The 22,380-nt window shown below is 65.8% G+C and carries 19 protein-coding genes and 1 other RNA gene; 13 read left to right on the top strand and 7 right to left on the bottom strand.

All coding sequences use genetic code 11. The features are described from left to right. Nucleotides 1–152: 152 nt before the first annotated feature. On the bottom strand, nucleotides 153–929 hold the full coding sequence (locus tag ACVJ19_RS18620) for a DUF2147 domain-containing protein (RefSeq protein WP_453950483.1): 777 nt from the start codon (nucleotides 927–929) through the stop codon (nucleotides 153–155). 195 nt (nucleotides 930–1,124) lie between these two features. Between ACVJ19_RS18620 and ACVJ19_RS18625 the strand changes: the two genes are divergently transcribed. Both ACVJ19_RS18625 and ACVJ19_RS18630 read left to right on the top strand, forming a co-directional pair. Further along, nucleotides 1,125–2,018, top strand: a complete 894-nt coding sequence (locus tag ACVJ19_RS18625; protein WP_453950484.1) for a DUF2147 domain-containing protein — start codon at nucleotides 1,125–1,127, stop codon at nucleotides 2,016–2,018. Between the two features lie 567 nt (nucleotides 2,019–2,585). Beyond that, the gene (locus tag ACVJ19_RS18630) at nucleotides 2,586–3,794 is read left to right on the top strand and encodes an extensin family protein (RefSeq protein ID WP_453950485.1); all 1,209 of its coding nucleotides are present in this window, start codon (nucleotides 2,586–2,588) and stop codon (nucleotides 3,792–3,794) included. A 217-nt stretch (nucleotides 3,795–4,011) separates the two neighbouring features. Here ACVJ19_RS18630 and ACVJ19_RS18635 read toward each other — a convergent pair whose 3' ends face one another. Together ACVJ19_RS18635 and ACVJ19_RS18640 are read right to left on the bottom strand one after the other, a co-directional pair. Then, nucleotides 4,012–4,353 (bottom strand): DUF6665 family protein, encoded by a 342-nt coding sequence (locus tag ACVJ19_RS18635; protein WP_453950486.1) that lies wholly within the window; start codon nucleotides 4,351–4,353, stop codon nucleotides 4,012–4,014. 54 nt (nucleotides 4,354–4,407) lie between these two features. Continuing rightward, nucleotides 4,408–5,043 (bottom strand): TetR/AcrR family transcriptional regulator, encoded by a 636-nt coding sequence (locus ACVJ19_RS18640; RefSeq protein ID WP_453950487.1) that lies wholly within the window; start codon nucleotides 5,041–5,043, stop codon nucleotides 4,408–4,410. Between the two features lie 192 nt (nucleotides 5,044–5,235). Here ACVJ19_RS18640 and ACVJ19_RS18645 point away from each other — a divergent pair, with 192 nt between their 5' ends. From ACVJ19_RS18645 to ACVJ19_RS18660, 4 genes are all read left to right on the top strand, one after another. Then, nucleotides 5,236–6,552 (top strand): HlyD family efflux transporter periplasmic adaptor subunit, encoded by a 1,317-nt coding sequence (locus ACVJ19_RS18645; protein WP_453950488.1) that lies wholly within the window; start codon nucleotides 5,236–5,238, stop codon nucleotides 6,550–6,552. A 246-nt stretch (nucleotides 6,553–6,798) separates the two neighbouring features. Further along, nucleotides 6,799–8,382 carry a DHA2 family efflux MFS transporter permease subunit gene (locus ACVJ19_RS18650; protein WP_453950489.1) on the top strand — a complete coding sequence of 528 codons (1,584 nt, stop codon included), beginning with the start codon at nucleotides 6,799–6,801 and terminating at the stop codon, nucleotides 8,380–8,382. Nucleotides 8,383–8,858: 476 nt separating this feature from the next. After that, complete coding sequence (locus ACVJ19_RS18655; RefSeq protein WP_453950490.1) at nucleotides 8,859–10,658, top strand: ABC transporter ATP-binding protein; 1,800 nt, start codon at nucleotides 8,859–8,861, stop codon at nucleotides 10,656–10,658. A 56-nt stretch (nucleotides 10,659–10,714) separates the two neighbouring features. After that, nucleotides 10,715–12,121 (top strand): MATE family efflux transporter, encoded by a 1,407-nt coding sequence (locus tag ACVJ19_RS18660; RefSeq protein WP_453950491.1) that lies wholly within the window; start codon nucleotides 10,715–10,717, stop codon nucleotides 12,119–12,121. A 50-nt stretch (nucleotides 12,122–12,171) separates the two neighbouring features. On the opposite strand, the gene ACVJ19_RS18665 is transcribed toward ACVJ19_RS18660, so the two are convergent. Continuing rightward, the gene (locus ACVJ19_RS18665) at nucleotides 12,172–12,915 is read right to left on the bottom strand and encodes a sulfite exporter TauE/SafE family protein (RefSeq protein WP_453950492.1); all 744 of its coding nucleotides are present in this window, start codon (nucleotides 12,913–12,915) and stop codon (nucleotides 12,172–12,174) included. Between the two features lie 231 nt (nucleotides 12,916–13,146). On the opposite strand from ACVJ19_RS18665, the gene ACVJ19_RS18670 reads away from it, so the two are divergent. Continuing rightward, nucleotides 13,147–13,407 carry a hypothetical protein gene (locus ACVJ19_RS18670; RefSeq protein ID WP_453950493.1) on the top strand — a complete coding sequence of 87 codons (261 nt, stop codon included), beginning with the start codon at nucleotides 13,147–13,149 and terminating at the stop codon, nucleotides 13,405–13,407. Nucleotides 13,408–13,517: 110 nt separating this feature from the next. Here ACVJ19_RS18670 and ACVJ19_RS18675 read toward each other — a convergent pair whose 3' ends face one another. Further along, on the bottom strand, nucleotides 13,518–14,888 hold the full coding sequence (locus tag ACVJ19_RS18675) for an aminotransferase-like domain-containing protein (RefSeq protein ID WP_453950494.1): 1,371 nt from the start codon (nucleotides 14,886–14,888) through the stop codon (nucleotides 13,518–13,520). Between the two features lie 49 nt (nucleotides 14,889–14,937). On the opposite strand from ACVJ19_RS18675, the gene ACVJ19_RS18680 reads away from it, so the two are divergent. Further along, complete coding sequence (locus ACVJ19_RS18680; RefSeq protein ID WP_453950495.1) at nucleotides 14,938–15,396, top strand: DUF983 domain-containing protein; 459 nt, start codon at nucleotides 14,938–14,940, stop codon at nucleotides 15,394–15,396. Between the two features lie 236 nt (nucleotides 15,397–15,632). Here ACVJ19_RS18680 and rnpB read toward each other — a convergent pair. Then, nucleotides 15,633–16,114: RNase P RNA component class A (rnpB, locus tag ACVJ19_RS18685), an RNA gene on the bottom strand. Between the two features lie 150 nt (nucleotides 16,115–16,264). Between rnpB and ACVJ19_RS18690 the strand changes: the two genes are divergently transcribed. Continuing rightward, nucleotides 16,265–16,618 (top strand): YciI family protein, encoded by a 354-nt coding sequence (locus tag ACVJ19_RS18690; RefSeq protein WP_453950496.1) that lies wholly within the window; start codon nucleotides 16,265–16,267, stop codon nucleotides 16,616–16,618. Then, nucleotides 16,618–17,850 (top strand): RNA polymerase sigma factor, encoded by a 1,233-nt coding sequence (locus ACVJ19_RS18695; protein WP_453955158.1) that lies wholly within the window; start codon nucleotides 16,618–16,620, stop codon nucleotides 17,848–17,850. The genes ACVJ19_RS18690 and ACVJ19_RS18695 overlap by 1 nt, the downstream gene beginning before the upstream one ends. A gap of 103 nt (nucleotides 17,851–17,953) precedes the next feature. Here the strand turns inward: ACVJ19_RS18695 and ACVJ19_RS18700 are convergent, their stop codons facing one another. Beyond that, complete coding sequence (locus ACVJ19_RS18700) at nucleotides 17,954–18,736, bottom strand: N-acetylmuramoyl-L-alanine amidase (RefSeq protein ID WP_453950497.1); 783 nt, start codon at nucleotides 18,734–18,736, stop codon at nucleotides 17,954–17,956. A 506-nt stretch (nucleotides 18,737–19,242) separates the two neighbouring features. Here ACVJ19_RS18700 and rsmH point away from each other — a divergent pair. Genes rsmH through ACVJ19_RS18715 form a run of 3 tightly spaced genes read left to right on the top strand, consistent with a single transcriptional unit; the run spans nucleotide 19,243 to nucleotide 22,379 of the window. Continuing rightward, a complete protein-coding gene (gene rsmH, locus ACVJ19_RS18705) occupies nucleotides 19,243–20,232 on the top strand; it encodes a 16S rRNA (cytosine(1402)-N(4))-methyltransferase RsmH (protein WP_453950498.1) in 990 nt (329 codons plus the stop codon). 3 nt (nucleotides 20,233–20,235) lie between these two features. Then, nucleotides 20,236–20,628: a cell division protein FtsL gene (gene ftsL, locus ACVJ19_RS18710; protein ID WP_018640944.1), complete on the top strand. Its 393-nt coding sequence runs from the start codon at nucleotides 20,236–20,238 to the stop codon at nucleotides 20,626–20,628. Beyond that, nucleotides 20,625–22,379 carry a peptidoglycan D,D-transpeptidase FtsI family protein gene (locus ACVJ19_RS18715; RefSeq protein ID WP_453950499.1) on the top strand — a complete coding sequence of 585 codons (1,755 nt, stop codon included), beginning with the start codon at nucleotides 20,625–20,627 and terminating at the stop codon, nucleotides 22,377–22,379. Before ftsL ends, ACVJ19_RS18715 begins: the two co-directional genes overlap by 4 nt. Nucleotide 22,380: the final 1 nt, after the last annotated feature.

Consider the following 22,380-nt stretch of genomic DNA (forward strand, 5'->3'; position numbering starts at 1 on the left):
GGCCCGCTCTCGATGCGGGCCTCGCCCTTCGAGACGCCTGCTGCGCAGGCTCCTCAGGGTGAGGGGATAAAGTGATGCTGTGGCGCCAAATCCCGGGTCGATGATTTGCATCGCCCGGGATCACAATAGTACGGGATGACGCGCTTCGCGCGTCAGCTCACGCGCTTCCAGGTCTGGCCGCCGCAGAACATGCCGCCGAAGGCGCAGCCCTGCACGCGCATCGCGTTCGAACCCTTCATCGCGATCGTGGAGTCGTAGTTGCGGCCGGAGTTCGGATCGCGGATGCGACCGCTCCACTTCGAGCCCTCGGGCTTCATGTTGATCAGGATGCGCTCGTTGGTCTTCTCGGCATAGCCGCAGAGATTGGCGCCGCACTGCTCGACGCGGACATTGCCCTTGTTCTCTTCGGTCGCCCACACGCCGATCGGCGAGCTCGGGGCGGCCACAGGCGCAGCGGCAACGGGAGCCGGAGCGGGCACATAAGCCGGAGCGGGCGCGGTCGCGACCGGAGCAGGCGCCGCAACGGGCGCGGGCTGCGCTGTCGTATCCACCGACGGCGCGGCGGTAACGGTCGTCGTCGGGGCAGGGGCAACGGGGGCTGCCGGCGCGGTCGCCTGAACCGGCGCCTGCTGCACGGGCTGCTGCACGGGAGCCGGTGCGGGCTGCGCGGTCGTGGCCGGAGCCGGTGTGGTGTCGACGTCATCGTCCTTGGAGCCGCCGAGGCCCTTCAGGTTGATGTCGTTCAGCCTGATCGGCTTGTCCGACAGACCCGGCGCGACGATGGTCACGCAATTGAGCGAGGCGCAGTTGCGCGGCGTCTCGATGCGGATGCGCTGGCCCTCGATCTGGAACGAGATCGAATTGCCGGCATGCGCGGCGGCGGTCGAAGCGAGGAAGAGCGCGGCGGCGGCGATGGTGAGCTTGTTCATGACAACCTCCGAAATTGCGCGGTCCCGAGATGGACTGAAGTCGCTGGGGGATGAAGCGTGGTTCGACCCTACGCCGGGCCGGTCCCGCCTTCCGTGACGGACGTCACAACGGCTGGCGAGCGCCTGGGTGAGGCAGCGCACATTCAGCCGCGGCTCATGCCGCGTAACCTCGTCGCGACACGACAGGAGGCGCCGATGAAGCGGCTTGCGACTTCGCTTGGCACATTGATCGCGTTGACGGCGATTGCGCCCGCGGCCCAGGCCGGTTCCTATTCCTTCTCGATCGGCGGTCATCGGTTCCATGTCGAGGCGCCCAGGAATTGCCGGTCCACCTCCTGTGTCTCGATTTCCGGTCGCAGCCTTCGGCCGGCGGAAGAGGTCAACACGACACCGGTCCCGCCGCCTGCGCCCGCACCGATTGTCCAGGCGCCGCAGCCTGTCACTCCGGCCGCTTCGGTCCGGCCGCCGCAGCCGACCGGGGTCGCGCCATCATCGGCACCGACGGTCCCCGTCCTTGCTGCGACGACGTCGCAGTCCGCTGTGCCGCCGCCGGCGCCAAGACTCGAGGCAGCAAGAGTTGAGGCACCGTGTCCCAATCCGCCACGGGTTGACCTGCAGCGGGTGGAGCCGCCGAAGACTGTCACGCTCGATCCGCCGCGCGTGGAGCCGCCGGTGGTTGCTCCGAGACCCGAGAGCAAGCAGGGCACAACGGTCGCACAGAGCAGCGACGACGAGGCGACCTATTTGCCGCTGGGCGAATGGGAGAGCACCGGCGCCAGGGGCACGGTCCGCATCGAGCGCTGCGGCCCCGCGCTGTGCGGCTATGCGCTCACCGAGACGTCGGACCGGGGCGAGAGCGTGCTCGTCAACATGAAGCCGAAATCGCACAACGCATGGACCGGCAGCATCTACAGCCGCTCCAGCGGCAACACCTATTATGCGAGGATGACGCTGAAGAGCTCCGGCAGGCTTTACGTCGAGGCCTGCGCGATCGGCCGCTTCTGGTGCTCCGGCAACGACTGGACGCGCGTCGAGGAGCAGCAGGAGAAGATGGTGACCTCGTCGCAGCAGTGGAGCGCGAGGTCGTAGCAATGAGCGCTTCTGTCACCCTCCTGTGGAGGGCAGGCGGTCGGATTCGAGAGCAGCTCCTGCGGCCATCCTTCGAGACGCCCGCTTTAGGCGGGCTCCTCAGGATGAGGGCGGAATGCGTGGCAGCAGTTGTTTCAAGGGAAAAAGTGCTGCTTAGCCTCATCCTGAGGAGACCGCTGGAAGCGGTCGTCTCGAAGGACGAGGCGTTTATTCAGGCGTGGCCAACAACCATATGCGATAGCCCTGCCCTCCAGAGGAGAGTAGAGCGGCCTCGACGTGATTGATCGACGTCCCTAGATCATGCCGAGCACGATGGCGGCGACAAAGGCCATGGCGAGGTACGCGGTGACTACGCTCAGTCTCCCGGCGAACGTCATGAGGTCGTTCCCTCCATGCACGCTGTCTGGCGCGCATCCTTATGGTTAACAGAAAGTCTCTTTTCGAAAAAGTCAGCCTCGCTGTCGCTCAGTCTCCACAGCGTTCCGGCGGGCGCGGCGCAGTATGGTTAAAGAACACTGAAATCAACGTGTTGAAGAGTCTTTAAGTAAATTCACCGAACGTGCGTGCATGACGCGCGGAGTTCGTTTGTATCTCGTCGGCTCCATCGTCCTTGTTTCGCTAGCGGGTTGCGGACGCGGCTTCTTCCAGGCCGAACGTGAACCATGGCGGGCCGAGGCGGAAGCCGCATGCCTGAAATCCGGCGCGGTCAAGGAGAGTGCGGACATCGTCCGCATCGACCCGATCTCGGGGCCCGGCATGTGCGGCGCCGAGTATCCGCTCAAGGTCGCCGCCATCGGCGAAGCCTCCAGCAGCTACGGCTTTGCCGACGAGACGTTGCGCCCGCCCGGCAGCATCGGCAACCAGCCGCGCTGGCCGGTGCAGCCGCAGTCGAATTACCCGCAGAGCCAGAATTATCCGGCATCGTCCTATCCGCAGCGGTCGAACTATCCCGACAGCGCGGTGCGCCAGCCGGCCGGCTATGGCGCGCAGTCCGGGCCGATGTCACTCAACGCGCCCGGCGTCGCACCACAGGAAGACGAGATCGATCTGCCGCCCGAGGGCACCGATGCCGCGGGTGCGGCGCGCTACATGAATGCGCCGAGCTATCCGGCGCGGCAGCCCGGTCCCGCGCCCTATTCGCAGCCGCCCGCGCAGCAGCCGCTGCCGCGCCTTGGTCCGGCGCAGGGCAATCCCGTCACCGCCGTCGGCCCGGTTGCGATCAGGCCGACCGCGACGCTCGCCTGTCCGATCGTGTCCGAGCTCGATCGCTGGCTCGCCGATACCGTGCAGCCCTCGGCGATGCGCTGGTTCGGGACCCGTGTCGCCGAGATCAAGCAGATCTCCGCCTATTCCTGCCGCGGCATGAACGGCAACTCGCACGCGCACATCTCCGAGCACGCCTTCGGCAATGCGCTCGACATTTCCGCCTTCGTGCTCGCCGACGGCCGCCGCGTCACCGTGAAGGACGGCTGGCGCGGCATGCCGGAAGAGCAGGGCTTTTTGCGCGACGTGCAGTCGGGCGCGTGCGCGCATTTCACCACGGTGCTGGCGCCGGGCTCCAACGTCTATCACTACGATCACATTCACGTGGACCTGATGCGCCGCGCCAGCCGCCGCCTGATCTGCCAGCCCGCCGCAGTGTCGGGCGAAGAGGTCGCGGGCCGCGCCCAGCAGCGCAACCCTTACGCCGGCAGGCGCGATCCCTATGTCACGGGCTCGCTCGGTACGCGCAAGAGCACGCGCAAGCAGGAAGAGGACGAGTACGCCGACGATTAGGCGTGTTGTTTCAGAGAAACGGCGAACGTCGTAAGCAAGGCGACAGGTCTCTTCGACGTCGTCCTGGCGAAAGCCAGGACCCATTACCACCGGCTCATGTCGTTGCAGCGCGCGGCCGCCCCAAGTTGCTCTTAAAACATCTCGCTGGGGTAATGGGTCCTGGCTTTCGCCAGGACGACAGCGGAGAAGCAGCTCTCAACCAACCGTCCCGGTGACGTCATTTCGAGCCGGGCTTCGACGGTGCCGGCGCCAGCCCCATGCAGAGCTGCACTTCGCCCGGAACGTTGTAGGTTCGCATGATATGGCGGCTGTCGCGCAGACCGGTTGCCTCACGTTGCACCACGAACATCCAGAGCGCCTGGCCGGCTTCCAGCACCAGCTTGCGCCTGGCCGGCTGCATCGAGGCTGCAGTTGCCGTGGCGGCGTGGGTGGCGTCGAATTCGCGCAAACGCGCCAGCGCCTGTTCGAGCGTGCGGCCCATCCGCCCAAGCGCCGAGGCCTGTTCCTGGACGATCTCGTAATGGAGGATATCGACAGGCGGGCGAAGATCACGGGACATGCCGCAAATATAATGCCGCGGGAGCGGCCTGCGCAACGCGTCGGCCGCTCGCTGCTATTTCGCTTGATACGCCGCCAGGAACATCCGCACCGCGCTGTCGACCACTTCGGTCATGCGCTCTTCCGACGGCGCGGGCGCGGCCTGGAAGACGAAGGGCAGGAACAGCGAGGCCTTGCACAGCTCCATGAACTGCGAGGCCGCAAGGTCGCAATCGCCGATCTTGAGATCGCCGGAGGCGACATGGATTTTGAGATAATCGGAGAGGCGGTTGATGGTCTTGTCCAGCACCCGCGCATAATAGCGGCGACCGACATCGGGCATGCGCTCGGCGATCGCCATGACGGTGCGGATCGCTGATCCGCCGCCGGGCCGGCAGAGCAGATGGATGTAGGCGCGGCCAAACTCCTTCAGCGTGGTCTCGGCATCGCGGGCGGGATCGAAATTGAACACGACCTGGCCGTGCTGGAGCGCCTCCTGCTCGAGGATGGCTTCGAACAGCGCGCATTTGTCGGCGAAGTAGACGTAGAGCGTGCCCTTGGAGACCTGCGCGGCACGCGCGATCTCGCCCATGCTGGCGCCGTCGAAACCGAGATCCATGAACACCTTGCGGGCGCCGTCGAGGATCTGGCGGCGCTTGGAGCTGTCCTCCTCCTGGATGACGTGCAGACGTTCGCTGGCAGCTACAACCATTGGTTCAGGGTCTCGGAAGGTTTCTGGACGAGGTGCCGACCTAAGAAACGCAAATAAAGGATTCGAGCCAGTAGGGTCCGGCCCGAGATAATATGTATATTGACCGAACGGTTCGGTCAATGATATCTGGGAGAGCGAGAGGAACCGGCCTCAGGACGGCCGTCCTTGGTCGTGCTTTTTGAGGAGGCCTTGATGGCCGTATCGAGAGACCAGGCTGCGCGCGTCATTCGCCAGGAAACGGTGGACACGATGTCGGCGAACGATGAGGCGGCGGCCGAGACGCCCGCAGCTCTTGCCGAGCAGTTGCGCTCCCATGTGACCGAGGAAACCAAGCGCCACAGCGAGGCGCCGGAGAAGCCCGTGAGCGACAAGCCGGCCGCACCGGCGCCGGCCGCGCCCGCTGCTGCCGGCGCGCCAAAATCCGGCAAGCGCAAATTCGTCCTGATGGGCGTCGGTCTCGTGCTGGCGCTCGCGGCTGCGAGCTATGCCGGCTATTACACGCTGGTCGGCCGCTTCTATATCTCGACCGACGACGCCTATGTCCGCGCCAACAACACCATGCTCGGCGCGCGCGTTGCCGGCCACATCTCCTCGATCCTTGCCGGCGACAACACCATCGTGCGCGCTGGCGACATCATCTTCCGCATCGACGACGGCGACTACAAGATCGCGGTCGATGCCGCCGCGACGAAGATCGCGACCCAGCAGGCGACCATCGATCGCATCGGCCGCCAGGTGGCAGCGCTCGACAGCCAGGTCGCGCAGGCCAAGGCGCAGCTCGTCTCGGCCGAAGCCGGCCTCAAGCGCGCCGACCTCGACTATGAGCGCCAGCAGGCGCTGAGCAGCAAGGGCTTTGCCTCGCGCGCCACCTTCGAGAGCTCGGAAGCCGGACGCGACCAGGGCGCCGCCGCCGTCAAGGCCGCGCAGGCCGCCTACGACGTCGCCGTCAGCAATGTCGACGTCACCAAGGCGCAGCAGGCCGAAGCGCAGGCCCAGCTCGCCGAGCTCAAGACCTCGCTCGCCAAGGCCGAGCGCGATCTCAGCTTCACCGCGGTGCGCGCGCCGGTCGACGGCACGTTCTCGAACCGCCTCGTCAGCGCCGGCGATTTCGTCGCGGTCGGCCAGCGGCTCGGCAACGTCGTGCCGCTCGACAACGTCTATATCGACGCCAATTTCAAGGAGACGCAGCTCAAGCGCATCCGTCCCGGCCAGCCGGTGACGATCAAGGTCGACGCCTATGGCATGCGCAAGTTCTCCGGCGTGGTCGACAGCATCGCGGCGGGCGCAGGCTCGGTGTTCACGCTGCTGCCGCCCGACAACGCCACCGGAAATTTCACCAAGATCGTGCAGCGCGTACCGGTCCGCATCCGCGTGCCGAAATCGGTGGCGAAGCAGAACCTGCTCCGCGCCGGCATGTCGGTCTATGCGACCGTCGACACCAACAAGGGCGCGGCCGACGCCGACAGCGAGGTCGATCTCGACGATCCCACCGCGATCCACCCGCAGTAGGACTTGCTGCGATGGCGCCTGGCGACACCATAGCTCCGAGCGACGCCGGGCTCCCTCTCCCGCTTGCGGGAGAGGGCAGGGGAGAGGGTGCCTCCGCAATGGGACAATCCCCAAGTGGAGAGAGCCCTCACCCGCGCCGGAGCCTGTCATCGGGCGCGCCTTCGGCGCGACCCGGTGGGCGCGACCTCTCCCGCAGGCGGGAGAGGTGTACCCAACTCGCAGCCTGCTCCAGCCCGAGCTGACACCATGGCCACCGCCACCACCGCTTCACCCGCCATGATGGCGAACCCCGCTTCGGAGCGCATCGCGCCGAAGCGGCTGTTCGCTTTCATCATCATGGTGTTCGGGATGTTCATGTCGATCCTGGACATCCAGATCGTCTCGGCCTCCTTGAGCGAAATCCAGGCCGGTCTGTCGGCGAGCTCCAGCGAAGTCTCCTGGGTGCAGACCGCCTATCTGATCGCCGAGGTCATCGCGATCCCGCTCTCAGGATTCTTGTCGCGCGCCTTCGGCACGCGGCTCTTGTTCGCGATCTCGGCGGCCGGCTTCACCGTCTCGAGCCTGCTCTGCGGCTTCGCCACAACGATCGAGGAGATGATCCTCTGGCGCGCGCTGCAGGGTTTCCTCGGCGCCGGCATGATCCCGACGGTGTTCGCCTCGGCCTACACCGTCTTCCCGCGCACGAAATTCCACATCGTCGGTCCCATCATCGGGCTTGTCGCGACCTTGGCTCCCACGATCGGGCCGACGGTCGGCGGCTACATCACCGACCTGATGTCGTGGAACTGGCTGTTCTTCATCAACGTCGTGCCCGGTATCGGCATCACGCTGGGCGTGCTGGCGCTGGTCGATTTCGACGAGCCGCATTTCGAATTGCTCGACCGCTTCGACTGGTGGGGCCTGTTGTTCATGGCCGGCTTCCTCGGCACGCTGGAATATGTGCTGGAGGAAGGTCCGCAATATGAATGGATGCAGGACACGTCGGTCGCGATCTGCGCCTGGATCTGCGCGATCTCGGCGATCGCCTTCTTCTGGCGCGTGTTCACGGCGGCCGAGCCGATCGTCAACCTGCGCACCTTCTCCAACCGCAATTTCGCGATCGGCTGCCTCCTGCAGTTCTGCATCGGCATCGGCCTCTACGGCCTGACCTACATCTATCCGCGCTATCTCGCCGAGGTGCGCGGCTACAGTGCGCTGATGATCGGCGAGACCATGTTCGTCTCTGGTATCACCATGTTCCTGGTCGCGCCGCTGGTCGGCCGGCTCATGGTGAAGATCGACATGCGCTACATGATCGCGTTCGGCCTGATCGTGTTCGCGATCGGCTCCTACCAGATGACCTGGATCACCCGCGACTACGATTTCCACGAGCTGCTGGTGCCGCAGATCCTGCGCGGCATCGGCATGATGTTCGCGATGGTGCCGACCAACAACATCGCGCTCGGCACGCTGGCGCCAGACCGGGTGAAGAACGCGAGCGGCCTGTTCAATTTGATGCGCAATCTCGGCGGCGCGGTTGGGCTTGCGGTCATCAACACCGTGCTCAACGACCGCACCGATTTGCACATCACGCGCCTGCAGGAGCGCGTGACCTGGGCCAACGCCACCGCGACCGAAACGCTGACGATGCTCCAGCAGAAATTCCAGGGGCTCGGCGATTCCACGCTGATGGCGATGAAGCAGCTCAGCCAGATCGTGCACCGCCAGGCCGTGGTGATGAGCTTTGGCGATGCCTTCTTCGTGCTGACGGTATTCTATCTCGGCCTCAGCCTGCTGGTGACGCTGCTGAACAAGCCGGCCTCGCTGGCCGGCGGCGGCGACGCGCACTGAGCGGGTCACACAGTCGGTGTCGTCGCCCGGCTTGACCGGTCGACCCAGTACTCCGCGGCGGAAATTGTGTGAGCTAACTGTCGCCGCGGCGTACTGGATGCCCCGGTCAAGCCGGGGCATGACAGCGCGTTTGAAGCGGCACCCCGCACCAAATTGCAACACTCATCCGTGATCTCGCGCGGGCCCCGTTGCAAATCGCCCGCGGCACATCTATAAAGCGCACCTCATTCATTCGAACCGGGGAGATTTGCATGATTTCGTCGCACTCGCAGATCGTACGCCCGCGCTCGATGATCTCCTGGTTCGGTATGTACGCGGCCTGTTAGAGGCCTCTTCCGCCAGATTCGATTGGGCATCAGGTCCCGATCGCTCCGCTTCCCAAGTCAAAATCAGTCTTACGTGACGCCGTCGCGGCCCCCGTGGCCGACTCGCGTCCACCGATGGAGCCGGCCCGCGCGAAGTGGCCGGATGATGCCATGACCGCTCTGTCAAAGAAGCCCGCGGCGATACGCGTGGTGCTGCCCTTCGTGTTCCGGCACTGGCTGAAGCAGCCGGCGCGTACGCTGGTCGTCGCCGGCGGCCTCTTGGGCGCGACCGTCGCCGACCTGTTCATGCCGGTTTTCTCCGGACAATTGATTGATGCGTTGACGCGCGGCTCATCCGACCCCGATGCGCGCCACGCCGCGCTGGTCGCACTCGGCGCCATCGTGGCACTCGGTGCAGCCTCCGTGGTGCTCAGGCTGATCGGTCTCCAGGCGATCGTGCCGTTCACGCTGAAGACCATGACGGACGTGGCGCAGGACGCGTTCATGCGCGTGCAGCGGTTCTCGACGGACTGGCACGCCAACTCCTTCGCCGGCTCCACCGTGCGCAAGATCACGCGCGGCATGTGGGCACTCGACCTGCTCAACGACACTATCCTGATGGCGTTGGCGCCCTCACTGCTGGTGCTGATGGGTTCTGTGGTCCTGATCGGCCTGCATTGGGCGTCGCTCGGCGCCGTGATCGCGGTGGGAGCGCTCTTTTACGTCGCCATCACCGTGCTGTTCTCGACCCGCTACATCGCGCCCGCCGCGCGCATCTCCAATGCCTGGGACACCAAGGTCGGCGGCACGCTGGCGGACGCCCTGACCTGCAATGCGGTGGTGAAATCCTTCGGCGCGGAGCTGCGCGAGGACGCGCGGCTCGCCCGCGTCGTCAACCGCTGGCGCGTGCGGGTGCGGCGGACCTGGTTCCGCTACAACTACACGGCTATGGCGCAGCTCGCGCTGCTGCTGGCCCTGCGCGCCTCGGTGATTGGCGGCTCGGTGCTGCTGTGGATCTCCGGGCATGCCTCGCCCGGGGACGTCACCTATGTGCTGACGAGCTACTACGTCATCCACGCCTATTTGCGCGACGTGGGCATGCACATCAACAATCTGCAGCGCGCCGTGAACGACATGGACGAACTGGTGGCGATCCATGACGAGCCGATCGGGATTGTCGATGCCGCGGGCGCGCTGCCGATCGCGATCGAGGGCGGCGAGATCGTGTTCGACGACGTCACGTTCCACTATGGCGGCCATCGCGCGCCGCTGTACGACGGCTTGTCGGTCAGGATCCGCGCCGGCGAACGCGTCGGTCTGGTCGGTCGCTCCGGCTCCGGCAAGACCACCTTCGTCAAGCTGGTGCAACGGCTCTACGACGTCACCGGCGGTCGCGTGCTGATCGACGGGCAGGACATCGCGCTGGCGACGCAGCAATCGTTGCGCAGCCAGATCGCGATCGTGCAGCAGGAGCCGATCCTGTTCCACCGCACGCTTGCGGAGAACATCGCCTATGGCCGGCCCGGCGCCAGCCTCGAGGCGATCGAGCAGGCGGCGCGGCTGGCGAATGCGCACGACTTCATCCTGCGCCTGCCCAAGGGTTACGGCACCCTGGTCGGTGAGCGCGGCGTCAAGCTCTCGGGCGGCGAGCGGCAGCGCGTGGCGCTGGCGCGCGCATTCCTGGCGGATGCGCCGGTGCTGATCCTGGACGAGGCGACCTCGAGCCTCGATTCGGAATCGGAGGCGCTGATCCAGCAGGCGATGGAACGGCTGATGAAAGGCCGCACCTCGATCGCGATCGCGCACCGGCTGTCGACGGTGAAGAGCCTCGACCGGATCCTGGTGTTCGACCGCGGCGAGATCGTCGAGCAAGGCACGCATGCTCTGCTCGCGGGCAAGCCGGGAGGCATCTATCGCGGCCTGTTCGAGCGCCAGGTGGTGGAGCTCGGACAGATCGCAGCAGCGGAATGAGGCGCGCGGCAGCGGGGTAAACGTCCCGCTGTCACGAGGCCTAAGGATGGAATGAGATGAAAGACCTGACACACGGCTCCATCGTGCGACACATCCTGGCCATGGCCCCGCCGATCATGGTCGGCATGATCTCGATCATGATCTGCCAGCTGGTCGATCTGTACTTCGTCTCTGGCCTTGGCGATGCCGCGGTAGCGGGCGTCGCCGCGGCCGGCAATGCCGGCTTCCTCGTCAACGCCCTGATGCAGGTGCTCGGCGTCGGCACGGTGGCGCTGATCGCGCATGCCGTCGGACGCAAGGACCGGCCGGATGCGAACCTGGTCTTCAACCAGGCGATCGTGCTGTCGGTGCTGGCCGGACTGTTGACGCTGGCGATGGGTGCGGTGCTGTCGCGCCCCTACATGCGTTCGGTCGCGGCGGACGAGGCCACGGTCGAGGCGGGGACCACTTACCTGTTGTGGTTCATGCCGGCGCTCGCGCTGGAATTCGCCATGCAGGTGCTGGCATCGGCGCTGCGTGCGACCGGTATCGTGCGCCCCGCGATGTTCGTGCGTGCGGTCGCGGTCGCGATCAACATCGCGCTCGCGCCGGTGCTGATCTCGGGCTGGGGCACGGGCTACGCGCTCGGCGTCGCCGGCGCGGGGCTGGCGAGCTCGATTGCGGTCGCCGCCGGCGTGCTGATGCTGCTGGCGTATTTCCGCAAGGTCGAGCGCTATGTCGCCTTCAACGCGGCGCAGTGGCGTCCGCAGCCGCGCCATTTGAAGCGCATCCTCGATGTCGGCCTGCCGGCCGGCGGCGAGTTCGCGATGATGTTCATCTTCATGGCGGTGGTCTATTACGTGCTGCGCGATTTCGGCGCCACGGCGCAGGCCGGCTTCGGCATCGGACAGCGCGTGCTCGGCCTGATCCAGATGCCGGCGCTCGCCATTGCGCTGGCGGCAGGACCCATCGCCGGCCAGAACGTCGGCGCCGGCAACGCCGCGCGCGTGCGGGAAACCTTCGTCAAGTCGGCGCTGATCACCACCGTCGTGGCGCTCGGCTTCATGGCCCTCGCGCAGTTGAAGCCGGAACTGCTGCTCGCGGGATTCTCCAACGACCGGGAGACGATGGAGATCGCCTTCCTGTTCCTGCGGATCATCTCGCTCAACATGGTGGCGCAGGGGCTGATCTTCACCTGCTCGAGCATGTTCCAGGGCCTCGGCAACACCAAGCCGGTGCTGCTGAGCTCGGCGACGCGCGTGTTCACCTATTCGCTTCCGGCGATCTGGCTGTCGACGCTGTCAGGCTTCCGCATCGAGCACGTCTGGTACCTCTCGATTGCGGCGACCACGCTCCAGGCTGCAATGAGCCTATGGCTGTTGCGCTGCGAGTTCAGGAAGCGCTTCGCGCCGTTGCCGCAGGACGAGGTCGCGAAGCCAGCGGAAGCCGAGCCCGTCGCGCCTCCTGCGCGTGCGCCCGCGTAGCGACGGTTACCTGCTCCCCACGGCTCCCGCCAGTTTGCGGCGCCGTGGGGCTAATGCGCGCCAAGACTGTTCCAGACGAGTGTGAGGCCTGACAGAAACAGCAGGCCGAGCACGACATCGCCAAAATGCTTGTCGTTCAGCGCGTGATAGACGCGCGCGCCGGCCCAGGCGCCGATCAGCGTGCCGGGAAAGGCGACGGCTGCGAGCCAGACCACCTTGAACGCGACGAGGCCCGAGGCCGTCTGCAATACCAGTGCGGTGGCGAGCACCGTGAAGTTGAAGAGCTGGAAGATGCCGCGCCGCTCGTGCTTGTTCCAGCCGCGGATGTTGGCCCACAGGATCGGCAGCGGGCCGGACAGTCCGGCAAGTCCGCCCAGAATGCCGCCGGCAAAACCGATCGCGCCATCGGCGATCCGGCCGCCGAACCTGAAGGCGAGCGGTCTCTTGTTCAGATAGAGCGCCGTGGAAAAAATCAGGATCAGCACGCCGACGCTCAGCTTGAATACTTTGGGATCGGCGGAGGCGACCATCATGGTCCCGAGCGGCACGCCGATCAGTCCTCCGATCAGGAACGGCCACACCAGCGAGAGATCAAAGCTCTTCCACATCGACGGCAGCGTCGAGGTCTGCGCGATCACCGAGCAGATCAGCACCAGCGGCACCGCGAGCGAGGGGGGCAGCACGTAGAGCCAGATCCCGAGCGCCATCAGCGCAGTGCCGAACCCGGCCAGCCCGGAAACGAAGCCGCCGGCCAGCGCGCCGAACAGCAGCAGCGCGTAAGTGGACGCTTCCACCTGTGATTTCCTGTCGTTAGCGGCGATCTCGAACGGTTGATCGCCATCTGGCGCATAGCACAGATGCGGCCGGGAAGGTCAATTTCAAAACCGCACGCAAGCGTGATCCCCAAGGGCGGGTCAAGGGCGGGCGTTCGCCGAAGCGGCGCCTACATGACGCCTGTACTTTAATCCTGGGGGCCTGCCGGGCGTCACGCCGCACCGTCCCTGATGAGATGATGGAGCATGATCATGACCCGCGTGAACATTGCCGTTGCGGCCGCGCTGCTGTCGGCCGCCGCCCTGACGCCGACATTGGCGCAGGCGCAGTTTTCCGAGCCTGCGGCCTATCAGGCCGCGCATCCCGACCGCGATGTGCTCAATGGCGGCCAGCTCACGCCCGCAGGGCGCGCGGCCCGTGGCGAGACAGTGGTCCCGAGCGAGGCCTATGCGGCTTATCCTGCGGCCGTTGCGCCGGTCGTTCGCTCACGCCACCGTCGTCATCATCAATAAGAGACTTATTGTTTGAGCATGATCTCCGCGCAAACGCGTTCCGCGTTTGTCGCGAGGGAAAACCGCTGCGCACTTTGCGCTAACGCGGCCCTTCGGGTCCGGATCATGCTCTAGACGATCTGCCTGGTGTCGGCGGGCTTGTGCAGCGCGCTGACCAGGATGCGCAGCGCTTCCGTCAATTCCGCCCTGTTGCGCGCCGCGCCCAGCGAGACACGCGCCGCATGCGGCGGTGTTCCATCGACGGTGAAGGCATCGCCGGCGACGACCGCGAGACCATTCCGCAGCAGATACGCCGCGACATCAGGCCGGCTCTCTGGCAATCGCAGCCACAGATGATGGGCGGCGGGTTTGGCCAGGAACTGAAAACCTTTCAGGGCGCGCTGCGCGAGTTGCTGGCGCCCAATCGCCTCGTTGCGGATGGCGGTGATGATGCGGTCGGCGACGCCGCTCTCGATCCAGTGCGTCACCAGCGCGACCATCAGCGGTGCTGGCATCTGCACCGTCGCTTGCAAGGAGGCGCGCATCTCTTGCTGCGCAGCGTTGTCGGGCGTCATCAGATATGCGACCCGCAGCGCCGGCGCGATGCATTTTGACAGCGTGGTTGCAAGATAAGTCCGCTCCGGAATGAGGTTCGCGATCGGCGAAGCCGAGCGATCGAGCAGCCCGTAGGCGTCGTCCTCGATCAGGATGGTATCGGCGTCGCGGATGATCTTCGCGATGGCGCTGCGCCGCTCGGGAAGAAGCGTCGCAGTGGTCGGATTGTGCAGCGTCGGAATGAGATAGACGGCCTTCGGCTTGTGCGTGCGGCAGGCCTTCGCCAGCGCTTCGGGCAGGATGCCGCCGTCATCCATGGCGACGCCGACGAGCTTGACGCCGAGCCGCGCGGCGGCCGCCTTGATTCCGGGGAAGGTGAGGGCTTCCGTGAGCACGATGTCGCCGGGCCGCGCCAGACGGGCGAGCAGGTTGAACAGGATCGTCTGCGCGCCGGGAAAGATCACGAGCCTGTCGGCGTGCGCGTGCGGGACGCGTGCGCGCATCCAGCGCGCCGCGACCTCGCGCTCATGCACGCTGCCGCCGGGCGGCTGATAATTCAGGAACGCGGTCAGGCCCGATTGGGCGCGAAGGGCTTCCATCCCCGCGACGATGCGCTCGTCGAGCTGTGCCTCGAGCGGATGTGGCGGCACGTTCATCGATAGGTCGATCGCGACGGGGTGCGGCAGGTCGACCGCGCGCCGCGCGCTGGTCTCCGACACGAACGATCCCTGTCCGACGCGGGCTTCCATGATGCCGCGGCGCCGCGCCTCGGTGTAGGCACGCGTCACGGTGGTGAGGTCGATGCCGAGGGCTTTTGCGAGCGCGCGCTGCGTCGGCAGTTGCTGGCCCCGCACCAGCCTCCCTGCGGCGATGTCGGCCTCCATGGCTTCGACGATGCGCTGGTAGCGCGGCCCGCTCAGCTCCGAGATTGTAGGGGTCCAATCCATGCAATTTAGGCCCATATCCTTTGAATGTATGGATGCAAGATAGTATTGTATGGATCAGCAAAACGGAAGAGGTGTCGTCATGACGACCGGTTCAGTTTCCCTGGCAAAGGCGATGTGGCGCGGTTTTCGCGGCAAGTGCCCGAACTGCGGCGAAGGACACATGTTCGGACGCTTCCTGAAAGTGGCCGAGGCCTGCGACCATTGCGGCGAAGAACTGATTCACCAGCGCGCCGACGATTTTCCGGCCTATCTGGTGATGGTCGTGGTCGGTCACCTCGTCGTGCCTGCGATCCTCGCAATCGAGACCGCCTACGCGCCGCCGATCTGGCTGCAATTGGCCGTGTGGCTACCGGTGACGCTGTTCGCTTCGCTTGCGTTGCTGCAACCGACCAAGGGCGCCATCGTGGGCCTGCAATGGCAACTCGGCATGCATGGCTTTGAGGCGAGCAAGCTCCGGCGCGAGGCCGGTGCGCTCGTCCTCGCAAAAGTGAATACGCGCGCGGCCTGAAGCGGCGGCGTTTACATCGCGCGGCCGGCCACAACAGATCGTGGCCTGACCCACAGCCGTCATTCCGGGGCTCGCGAAGCGAGAACCCGGAATCCATTCATCCACCGACACTGCCGCGCGATGGATTCCGGGCTCGTGCTGCGCACGCCCCGGAATGACACCATTTGAATGGTTGTGCGCTGGGGCCCGAAAATGGTGAGGGGTCCGATGCGTTGGCATCGAACCCCTCGTTGCAAGATATCAGCCGGCCTGTAAGCCGGGTTCTGTAGGGCACCGCCCGCTTGCGCGAACGATACGTGACGGCCATTCCTCTGGGACCATGTTTGCACATGGCCTCGAGCAACCTACCCGGACGGCGGGCCTGACATCGCCCCGCGGCGTTATCGCTCAAAGCGAACAGCCCGCTACGCCGTCCCTATTCGGTTTTGCTCCCGGTGGGGTTTACCATGCCGGCCCCGTTGCCGGCGCCGCGGTGCGCTCTTACCGCACCTTTTCACCCTTACCCGTCTACGCAGCTGGCGCTGCTACGACGTGGCAAGCCCGGCGGGCCTGCCTCGCCGAAGCCCCGAAGGGGCGAAGGCGGGCGGTTCGTTCTCTGTGGCACTTTCCCTGGGGTTGCCCCCGCCGGATGTTATCCGGCACCGCATGTCAAGGGAGCCCGGACTTTCCTCCCCGGCGGCCTTTCGACGCTTGCCGGAGCGGCCGTCCGGCCGACTGACGGCCTAGGCAATGGGCATTTGTGACGGTTTCGTCAAGCGGAGATCGCCGCGCACGCTGTACCCGAAATAAATTATCCTGAAGATGTCGTTTGGAGCGTGCCCCGTTCGACTGGATGTCGGCAACCCAGCCGAACAACAGGAGTTAAGCGATGCAATACCTGCTGCTGATCTACCGGAACGAAATCTATATGACCGAGATGAGCGCCGCGGACCGCCAGAAGCTGACGGGGGAATACGGCGCTTACACGCAGTCAATCATCCAGAGCGGCCACTTCAAGGCCGGTGACGGGCTTCAGCCGACGACGACGGCGACCACGGTGCGCGTGCGCGACGGCAAGACCATGACGACCGACGGTCCGTTCGCGGAAACGCGCGAGCAGCTCGGCGGTTACTATCTGGTCGAGGCCAAAGACCTCGACGACGCCGTCGCGCTCGCGGCGCGCATTCCCGAGGCCAAGCGAGGCTCGATCGAGATTCGGCCGGTCATGATCTACAACAAGTGATCTCTCCTGCCGACATCGAGACGATCTTTCGCGACGAGGCGGGGCGGGCGCTGGCCACCCTGATCCGCCTCGTCGGTGATTTTGATCTCGCCGAGGATGCGCTCCAGGATGCGTTCGCGGTGGCGCTGGAGCGTTGGTCGGCGGGCGAGTTGCCTGACAATCCGCGCGCCTGGCTGGTCAATGTCGCCAAGCACAAGGCGATCGACCGCATCCGCCGCCAGGCCGTCCTTCGCGGCAAGCAGCAGGCGCTCGTGCATGAGCTCGAGCAGAACGCGCAAGCGCCTGACGAGGCGCCGGCCATGCTCGACGACGACATGCTGCGGCTGATCTTCACCTGCTGCCATCCAGCGTTCGCAGCCGAAGTCCAGGTCGCGCTGACGCTGCGCACCGTCTGCGGGCTGTCGACAGCGCAGGTCGCGCGCGCCTTTCTCGTCAGCGAGGAGGCGATGGCACAGCGCCTCGTTCGCGCCAAGCAGAAGATCCGCCTCGCCGGCATCCCCTACGAGGTGCCGGAGCGCGACGCGCTGACGCCACGGCTCGACGGTGTGCTCGCCGTGATCTATCTCGTCTTCACCGAAGGCTACGTTGCGACGTCGGGGACGGACCTGATGCGGCCCGATCTCGCCGTCGAGGCGATCAGGCTCGGCCGCCTGCTCGACCGGTTGATGCCCGATCGCGCCGCCATCAAGGGTCTGCTGGCGTTGATGCTGCTGCACGACGCGCGCCGCGCCGGGCGCGAGACGGCCGCCGGCGACATCGTGCTGCTGGAAGAGCAGGATCGCACGCTCTGGGATCTTGCGCAGATCGAGGAGGGCTCGCGTCTGGTGGACGAGGCGCTGCGCATACGCGGCCGGCCGCAAGCCTATGCGGTGCAGGCTGCGATCGCCGCGCTGCATGCGCGCGCGCCGAGCTTCAAGGCGACCGATTGGCCGCAGATTGCCGGGCTGTACGAGGTGCTGCTGCGCATCAATCCGTCGCCGGTGATCGAGCTGAACCACGCCGCCGCAGTCTCGATGGTCGACGGCCCGGCACGCGCGCTCGATCTCGTCGATGCGACCGCCGCGCGCGGCGGACTCGACGGCTATGAACTGCTGCCCGCGGTGCGCGCGGATCTGTTGCGGCGGTTAGGGCGGAAGGAAGAGGCGATGGAGGCGTATGTCGCGGCTACGGCTGCGACACAGCTGGAACCACTGCGACGGTTGTATGCGCGGCGTATGAGGGAGATGGAGTAGCTGCTGCCACACACTCCGTCATTCCGGGGCGATGCGAAGCATCGAACCCGGAATCTCGAGATTCCGGGTTCGCACTTCGTGCGCCCCGGAATGACAGCTACCATTATTTCGACGCGACCGGCGTCCCATCGGGCGGCAGGCTCGCCAGCAACGCCTGCAAGGTCGACAGCGTCGAATGATCCGCAACACCGTCGAGCCGCGCCGGGCGGAAATGGCGCTGGAAGGCGGTGACGACTTCCATGGTCGCGGCGTCGTATTTGCCGGTCAGCGGCACGCCATAGCCGTACTTTGCGAGCGCCTGCTGCATGCTCAGCACCGCATCGCTGATGGTGCCGAGCATCAGGGTCTCGCCGCGCACCACCGGTGCGGGCGTCACCCAGTGACCGACGCCCGAATTGGCCAGCGAATGCCACGGAAACTTTTCGCCGGGGTCCTTCTTGCGCGCAGGTGCGACGTCGGAATGGCCGAGCACCCGGTGCGCGGGTACCTTGCGGCGAAGCATGATGCCGCGGCACAGCGCGATCACCGCCGCGATCTGGCGCAGCGGATACTCCGGATAGCCCCAGTCGTGACCGCGATTGACGATCTCGATACCGATCGAGCAGGAATTGACGTCGTCCTCGCCGGCCCAGGACGAGACGCCGGCGTGCCAGGCGCGCTTGGCCTCGGGAACGCATTGCACGATGCGGCCGTCCTCCAGCACGACGTAGTGTGCTGACACGTCCGTCCCCGCCGTGCACAGCCGCGCCAGCGCGCCCTCGACGTCGGGCATGCCGGTGTAGTGCAGCACGATCATGTCCACCTCCCGGCCCTTGTTGCGCTCGCCATAGTTGGGCGAAGGGATGATGTCGGAGACGGTCGAGGAATCCGGCTCGAACGTACGCATGTTCGCCGCGGCCTTGGGAACCGGGAGGACGCGCTGACGCTTCGAATCAGATCCAGACGGCGAACCGGACGACATAAGCAGCTCAAGTCGGACAGGAGAGTGGGCCAAGCCCTTCTCTTTACTATTCCTTTACCCTCCGCCGTGCGCAATCGCGCGACGCGGTTAACGGATGCATTTTGGACGAGGTGTGTGGATGAGGCATCACCATCGCCGCACCTTTTCGACTTGTAACGAGCCGATCAACGCTTTCTTAACGCTAAGGGCCGTTACTGAGAGATGAAGAGCCGACCCGCGTCCGGAGGCGGCCAAAGCGTATTTTGGCTCGAAATCCCATGGCTGCCCGACAAATTTCGCTGGGAACTCTGGGTTTGCCGCCCGGGACGACCGGGCTCGATAACCATGTTGGACTGGGGCTTGGTCGTGGAACCGCCGCGGCGCGGAATCATTCGAGGCGTTATGGGCTGGTTCGCCCTCGATCTGGCTTGGTCGTTCGGCAGGCGTGGCGCATGAGCACCGCTCCTCACATTCCCGTGCTCGGCCGCGAGGCCGTGGACCATCTCGCCCCGTGCGCGGGCGGCATCTATGTCGACGCCACCTTCGGCGCCGGCGGCTACAGCCGCGCCATCCTCGACGTACCGGGAACCCGGCTGATCGCGATCGATCGCGACCGCACTGCGATCGCAGGCGGGGCCGAGCTGGTCGCGCGCTCCGCCGGAAGGCTGACGCTGGTCGAGGACCGCTTCTCCAATCTCGCAGAGGTCTGCGCGGCCCAAGGGATCGATGGCGTGGACGGCGTCGTGATGGATGTCGGGGTGTCCTCGATGCAGCTCGACCAGGCCGGCCGCGGCTTCTCCTTCCGCCTCGACGGTCCGCTCGACATGCGCATGGCGCAGACGGGGCCGACCGCGGCTGACGTCGTTGCCCGCGCCTCGGAAGGCGATCTCGCCGACATCATCTATCTCTTCGGCGAGGAGCGGCAGTCGCGCCGCATCGCCCGCGCCATCGTCGCCGACCGGCAGGAGACCCCGTTCACGACCACGCGGGCGCTCGCCGATCTCATCGGCAGGATCGTGCGCTCCAAGCCCGGCGACATCCATCCGGCGACGCGGACGTTCCAGGCCCTGCGCATCTTCGTCAACGAAGAGCTCGACGAGCTCCAGACCGCGCTCACTGCGGCCGAGCGCGTGCTCAAGCCCGGCGGCCGTCTCGTCGTCGTCTCGTTCCATTCGCTGGAAGACCGCATCGTCAAGAATTTCCTTTCCGAGCGTTCGAAGACCGGCGGCGGCTCGCGGCATCTGCCGGAGGTGTCGCAGGCTGCGCCGAGCTTCCAGCTGCTGACGCGACGCCCGGTGGTTGCCGGCGAAGACGAAGTCGCGAACAATCCGCGTGCGCGTTCCGCCAAGCTGCGCGCCGCCGAGCGCACCACTGCGCCTGCGCATGACGACGGCGAGCCATCGTCCTGGCCAAGACTCTCCGACGTGATGAGGGGAGGCTAGCGCATGCGCATCATCCACCTCCTCGTCATCGGCGCGCTGATCTTCGCGGCGGCCTATGTCTACCGGATCAAGATGGACTCCACCGCGCGCACAGAGAAAGTGCTGCGGCTGCATGCGGAGATCCGCGAGCAGCGCGACGCGATCGCCTCGCTGCGCTCCGAATGGGCCAAGCTCGATGCGCCGCTGCGCCTGCAGGGCCTCTCCGAGCGGCATCTGCCGCTCAAGCCGGTCAACGGCACGCAATATGACTCGCTGAAGAATTTGCCCGAGCGTCCGCCGCGGATGTTCAGGCCCGGCGAGCCCGACCCGATCGGGGCCATGCTCAACACCATCGAAGCCGCGAGCGATCCTGACACCGTGACGGGCTCCGTGCCTCAGCCCGAGGACAAGCAATGAGCCCGGCAACGCCTGCAAAGCCCACCGAAAAGCCGACCGAACCTTGGCGGCAGCGGCTGATCCGCAGCCTGCTTTACGGGCGCAATGTCGACCGCGCGGCGAAGGCGCGGGCGCGCGTCGGCCTCGCCATGCTGGCCTTCGCGTCCGTCTATGCCCTGATCGGCGGCCGGCTCGTGATGTTTGCGATCGGCGCCGACGCCCACAGTGCGCGCCGTGCAGCCTCGCAGGAAGTGGTTGCGACCGCGCGTCCGGATATCGTCGACCGCAACGGCGCGATCCTCGCCACCGACGTCAAGGCCTCGAGCCTGTTCGGCGAGCCGCGCCGCATCATCGACAAGGACGAGGCGATCGAGCTTCTGACCGCCACCGTGCCCGACCTCGACGAGGCCGAGGTGCGCGAGCGCCTGAAGACGCGCAAGGGCTTCGTCTGGCTGAAGCGCGAGGTCACCGCGAAGCAGCAGCAGGACATCCACAAGCTCGGCATTCCCGGCATCGGCTTCCTGCGTGAGAACAAGCGCGTCTATCCGACCGGCAACGAGGTCGCCCACCTCATCGGTCTCGTCAACATCGACAACCAGGGCATCGCCGGCATGGAGAAATGGCTCGACAATCAGGGCCTCGCCGATCTCCACCGCGCCGGTTTTGCCACCGATCGGCTGCAAAAGCCGATCGAGCTTTCGATCGACCTGCGCGTCGAGCACGCGCTGCGCGACGAGCTCTTGAAGGCCAAGGAGAAGTACCACACCAAGGCCGCCTCCGGCATCGTCTCCAACGTCAAGACCGGCGAGATCGTGGCGATGGTCTCGCTGCCTGACTTCGACCCCAACAATCCAAAGGAAGCGCACGACCCCGATCGCATCAACCGCCTGACCACCGGCGTCTACGAGATGGGCTCGACCTTCAAGGCGTTCACGCTGGCGATGGCGCTCGACTCCGGCAAGATCAATCTGAACTCGTCGTGGGATGCGCGCGGAAACCTGCACTACGGCAAGTTCACCATCCACGACAGCCACCCGCTCGGACGCTTCATCAACACCAAGGAAGTCTTCACCTTCTCGTCCAACATCGGCGCCGCGCGGATCGCGCTCGGCCAGGGCGTCGAGGCGCACAAGGCGTTCCTCGCCAAGATGGGCCAGTTGACGCGCCTGCGCACCGAGCTGCCGGAGAGCGCGGCTCCGCTGGTGCCGCGCCGCTGGGGTGAATTGAACACGGTGACCATCGCGTTCGGCCAGGGCATGTCGGTGGCGCCGCTGCAGGCGGTGATGGGCATCAACGCGCTGGTGAACGGCGGCTATTTGATTCCGCCGACCTTCATGAAGCGAACCGAATCCGAAGCGGCGGCGATGGCCAAGCGCGTCATCAAGCCGGAGACCAGCGACAAGATGCGGTTCCTGATGCGGCTCAATGCCGAAATCGGCACCGCCAAGACCGCCGACGTCAAGGGCTATTACGTCGGCGGCAAGACCGGCACGTCCGAGAAGGTCATCAACGGCCGCTATGCCAAGAAGCGCGTGCTCAACTCCTTCACGGCGATCATGCCCTGCGACGATCCCAAATATCAGATCCTGATCATGCTGGACGAGCCGCAGGCGATCCCCGAGACGAAGGGTTTCATCACCTCGGGCTGGAACACGGTGCCGACCGGCGGCAAGGTGATCGAACGGATCGCGCCGCTGCTGGGCGTCGAGCCGCGGTTCGACCTGCCGCCGTCCGAGCGCCTTATTCTTGCAGCATCCCGGACAACCCAGTAAT

The sequence above is a fragment of the Bradyrhizobium sp. USDA 376 genome (assembly GCF_054063675.1).

Coding starts and splice junctions, on each gene's coding strand:
- ACVJ19_RS18700 (WP_453950497.1), bottom strand. CDS start 18,736: ATGCGTACGTTCGAGCCGGATTCCTCGACCGTCTCCGACATCATCCCT.
- ACVJ19_RS18630 (WP_453950485.1), top strand. CDS start 2,586: ATGACGCGCGGAGTTCGTTTGTATCTCGTCGGCTCCATCGTCCTTGTT.
- ACVJ19_RS18660 (WP_453950491.1), top strand. CDS start 10,715: ATGAAAGACCTGACACACGGCTCCATCGTGCGACACATCCTGGCCATG.
- ACVJ19_RS18680 (WP_453950495.1), top strand. CDS start 14,938: ATGGATCAGCAAAACGGAAGAGGTGTCGTCATGACGACCGGTTCAGTT.
- ACVJ19_RS18620 (WP_453950483.1), bottom strand. CDS start 929: ATGAACAAGCTCACCATCGCCGCCGCCGCGCTCTTCCTCGCTTCGACC.
- ftsL (WP_018640944.1), top strand. CDS start 20,236: ATGCGCATCATCCACCTCCTCGTCATCGGCGCGCTGATCTTCGCGGCG.
- ACVJ19_RS18645 (WP_453950488.1), top strand. CDS start 5,236: ATGGCCGTATCGAGAGACCAGGCTGCGCGCGTCATTCGCCAGGAAACG.
- ACVJ19_RS18690 (WP_453950496.1), top strand. CDS start 16,265: ATGCAATACCTGCTGCTGATCTACCGGAACGAAATCTATATGACCGAG.
- ACVJ19_RS18640 (WP_453950487.1), bottom strand. CDS start 5,043: ATGGTTGTAGCTGCCAGCGAACGTCTGCACGTCATCCAGGAGGAGGAC.
- ACVJ19_RS18650 (WP_453950489.1), top strand. CDS start 6,799: ATGGCCACCGCCACCACCGCTTCACCCGCCATGATGGCGAACCCCGCT.
- ACVJ19_RS18625 (WP_453950484.1), top strand. CDS start 1,125: ATGAAGCGGCTTGCGACTTCGCTTGGCACATTGATCGCGTTGACGGCG.
- ACVJ19_RS18715 (WP_453950499.1), top strand. CDS start 20,625: ATGAGCCCGGCAACGCCTGCAAAGCCCACCGAAAAGCCGACCGAACCT.
- ACVJ19_RS18670 (WP_453950493.1), top strand. CDS start 13,147: ATGACCCGCGTGAACATTGCCGTTGCGGCCGCGCTGCTGTCGGCCGCC.
- rsmH (WP_453950498.1), top strand. CDS start 19,243: ATGAGCACCGCTCCTCACATTCCCGTGCTCGGCCGCGAGGCCGTGGAC.
- ACVJ19_RS18635 (WP_453950486.1), bottom strand. CDS start 4,353: ATGTCCCGTGATCTTCGCCCGCCTGTCGATATCCTCCATTACGAGATC.
- ACVJ19_RS18675 (WP_453950494.1), bottom strand. CDS start 14,888: ATGGATTGGACCCCTACAATCTCGGAGCTGAGCGGGCCGCGCTACCAG.
- ACVJ19_RS18655 (WP_453950490.1), top strand. CDS start 8,859: ATGACCGCTCTGTCAAAGAAGCCCGCGGCGATACGCGTGGTGCTGCCC.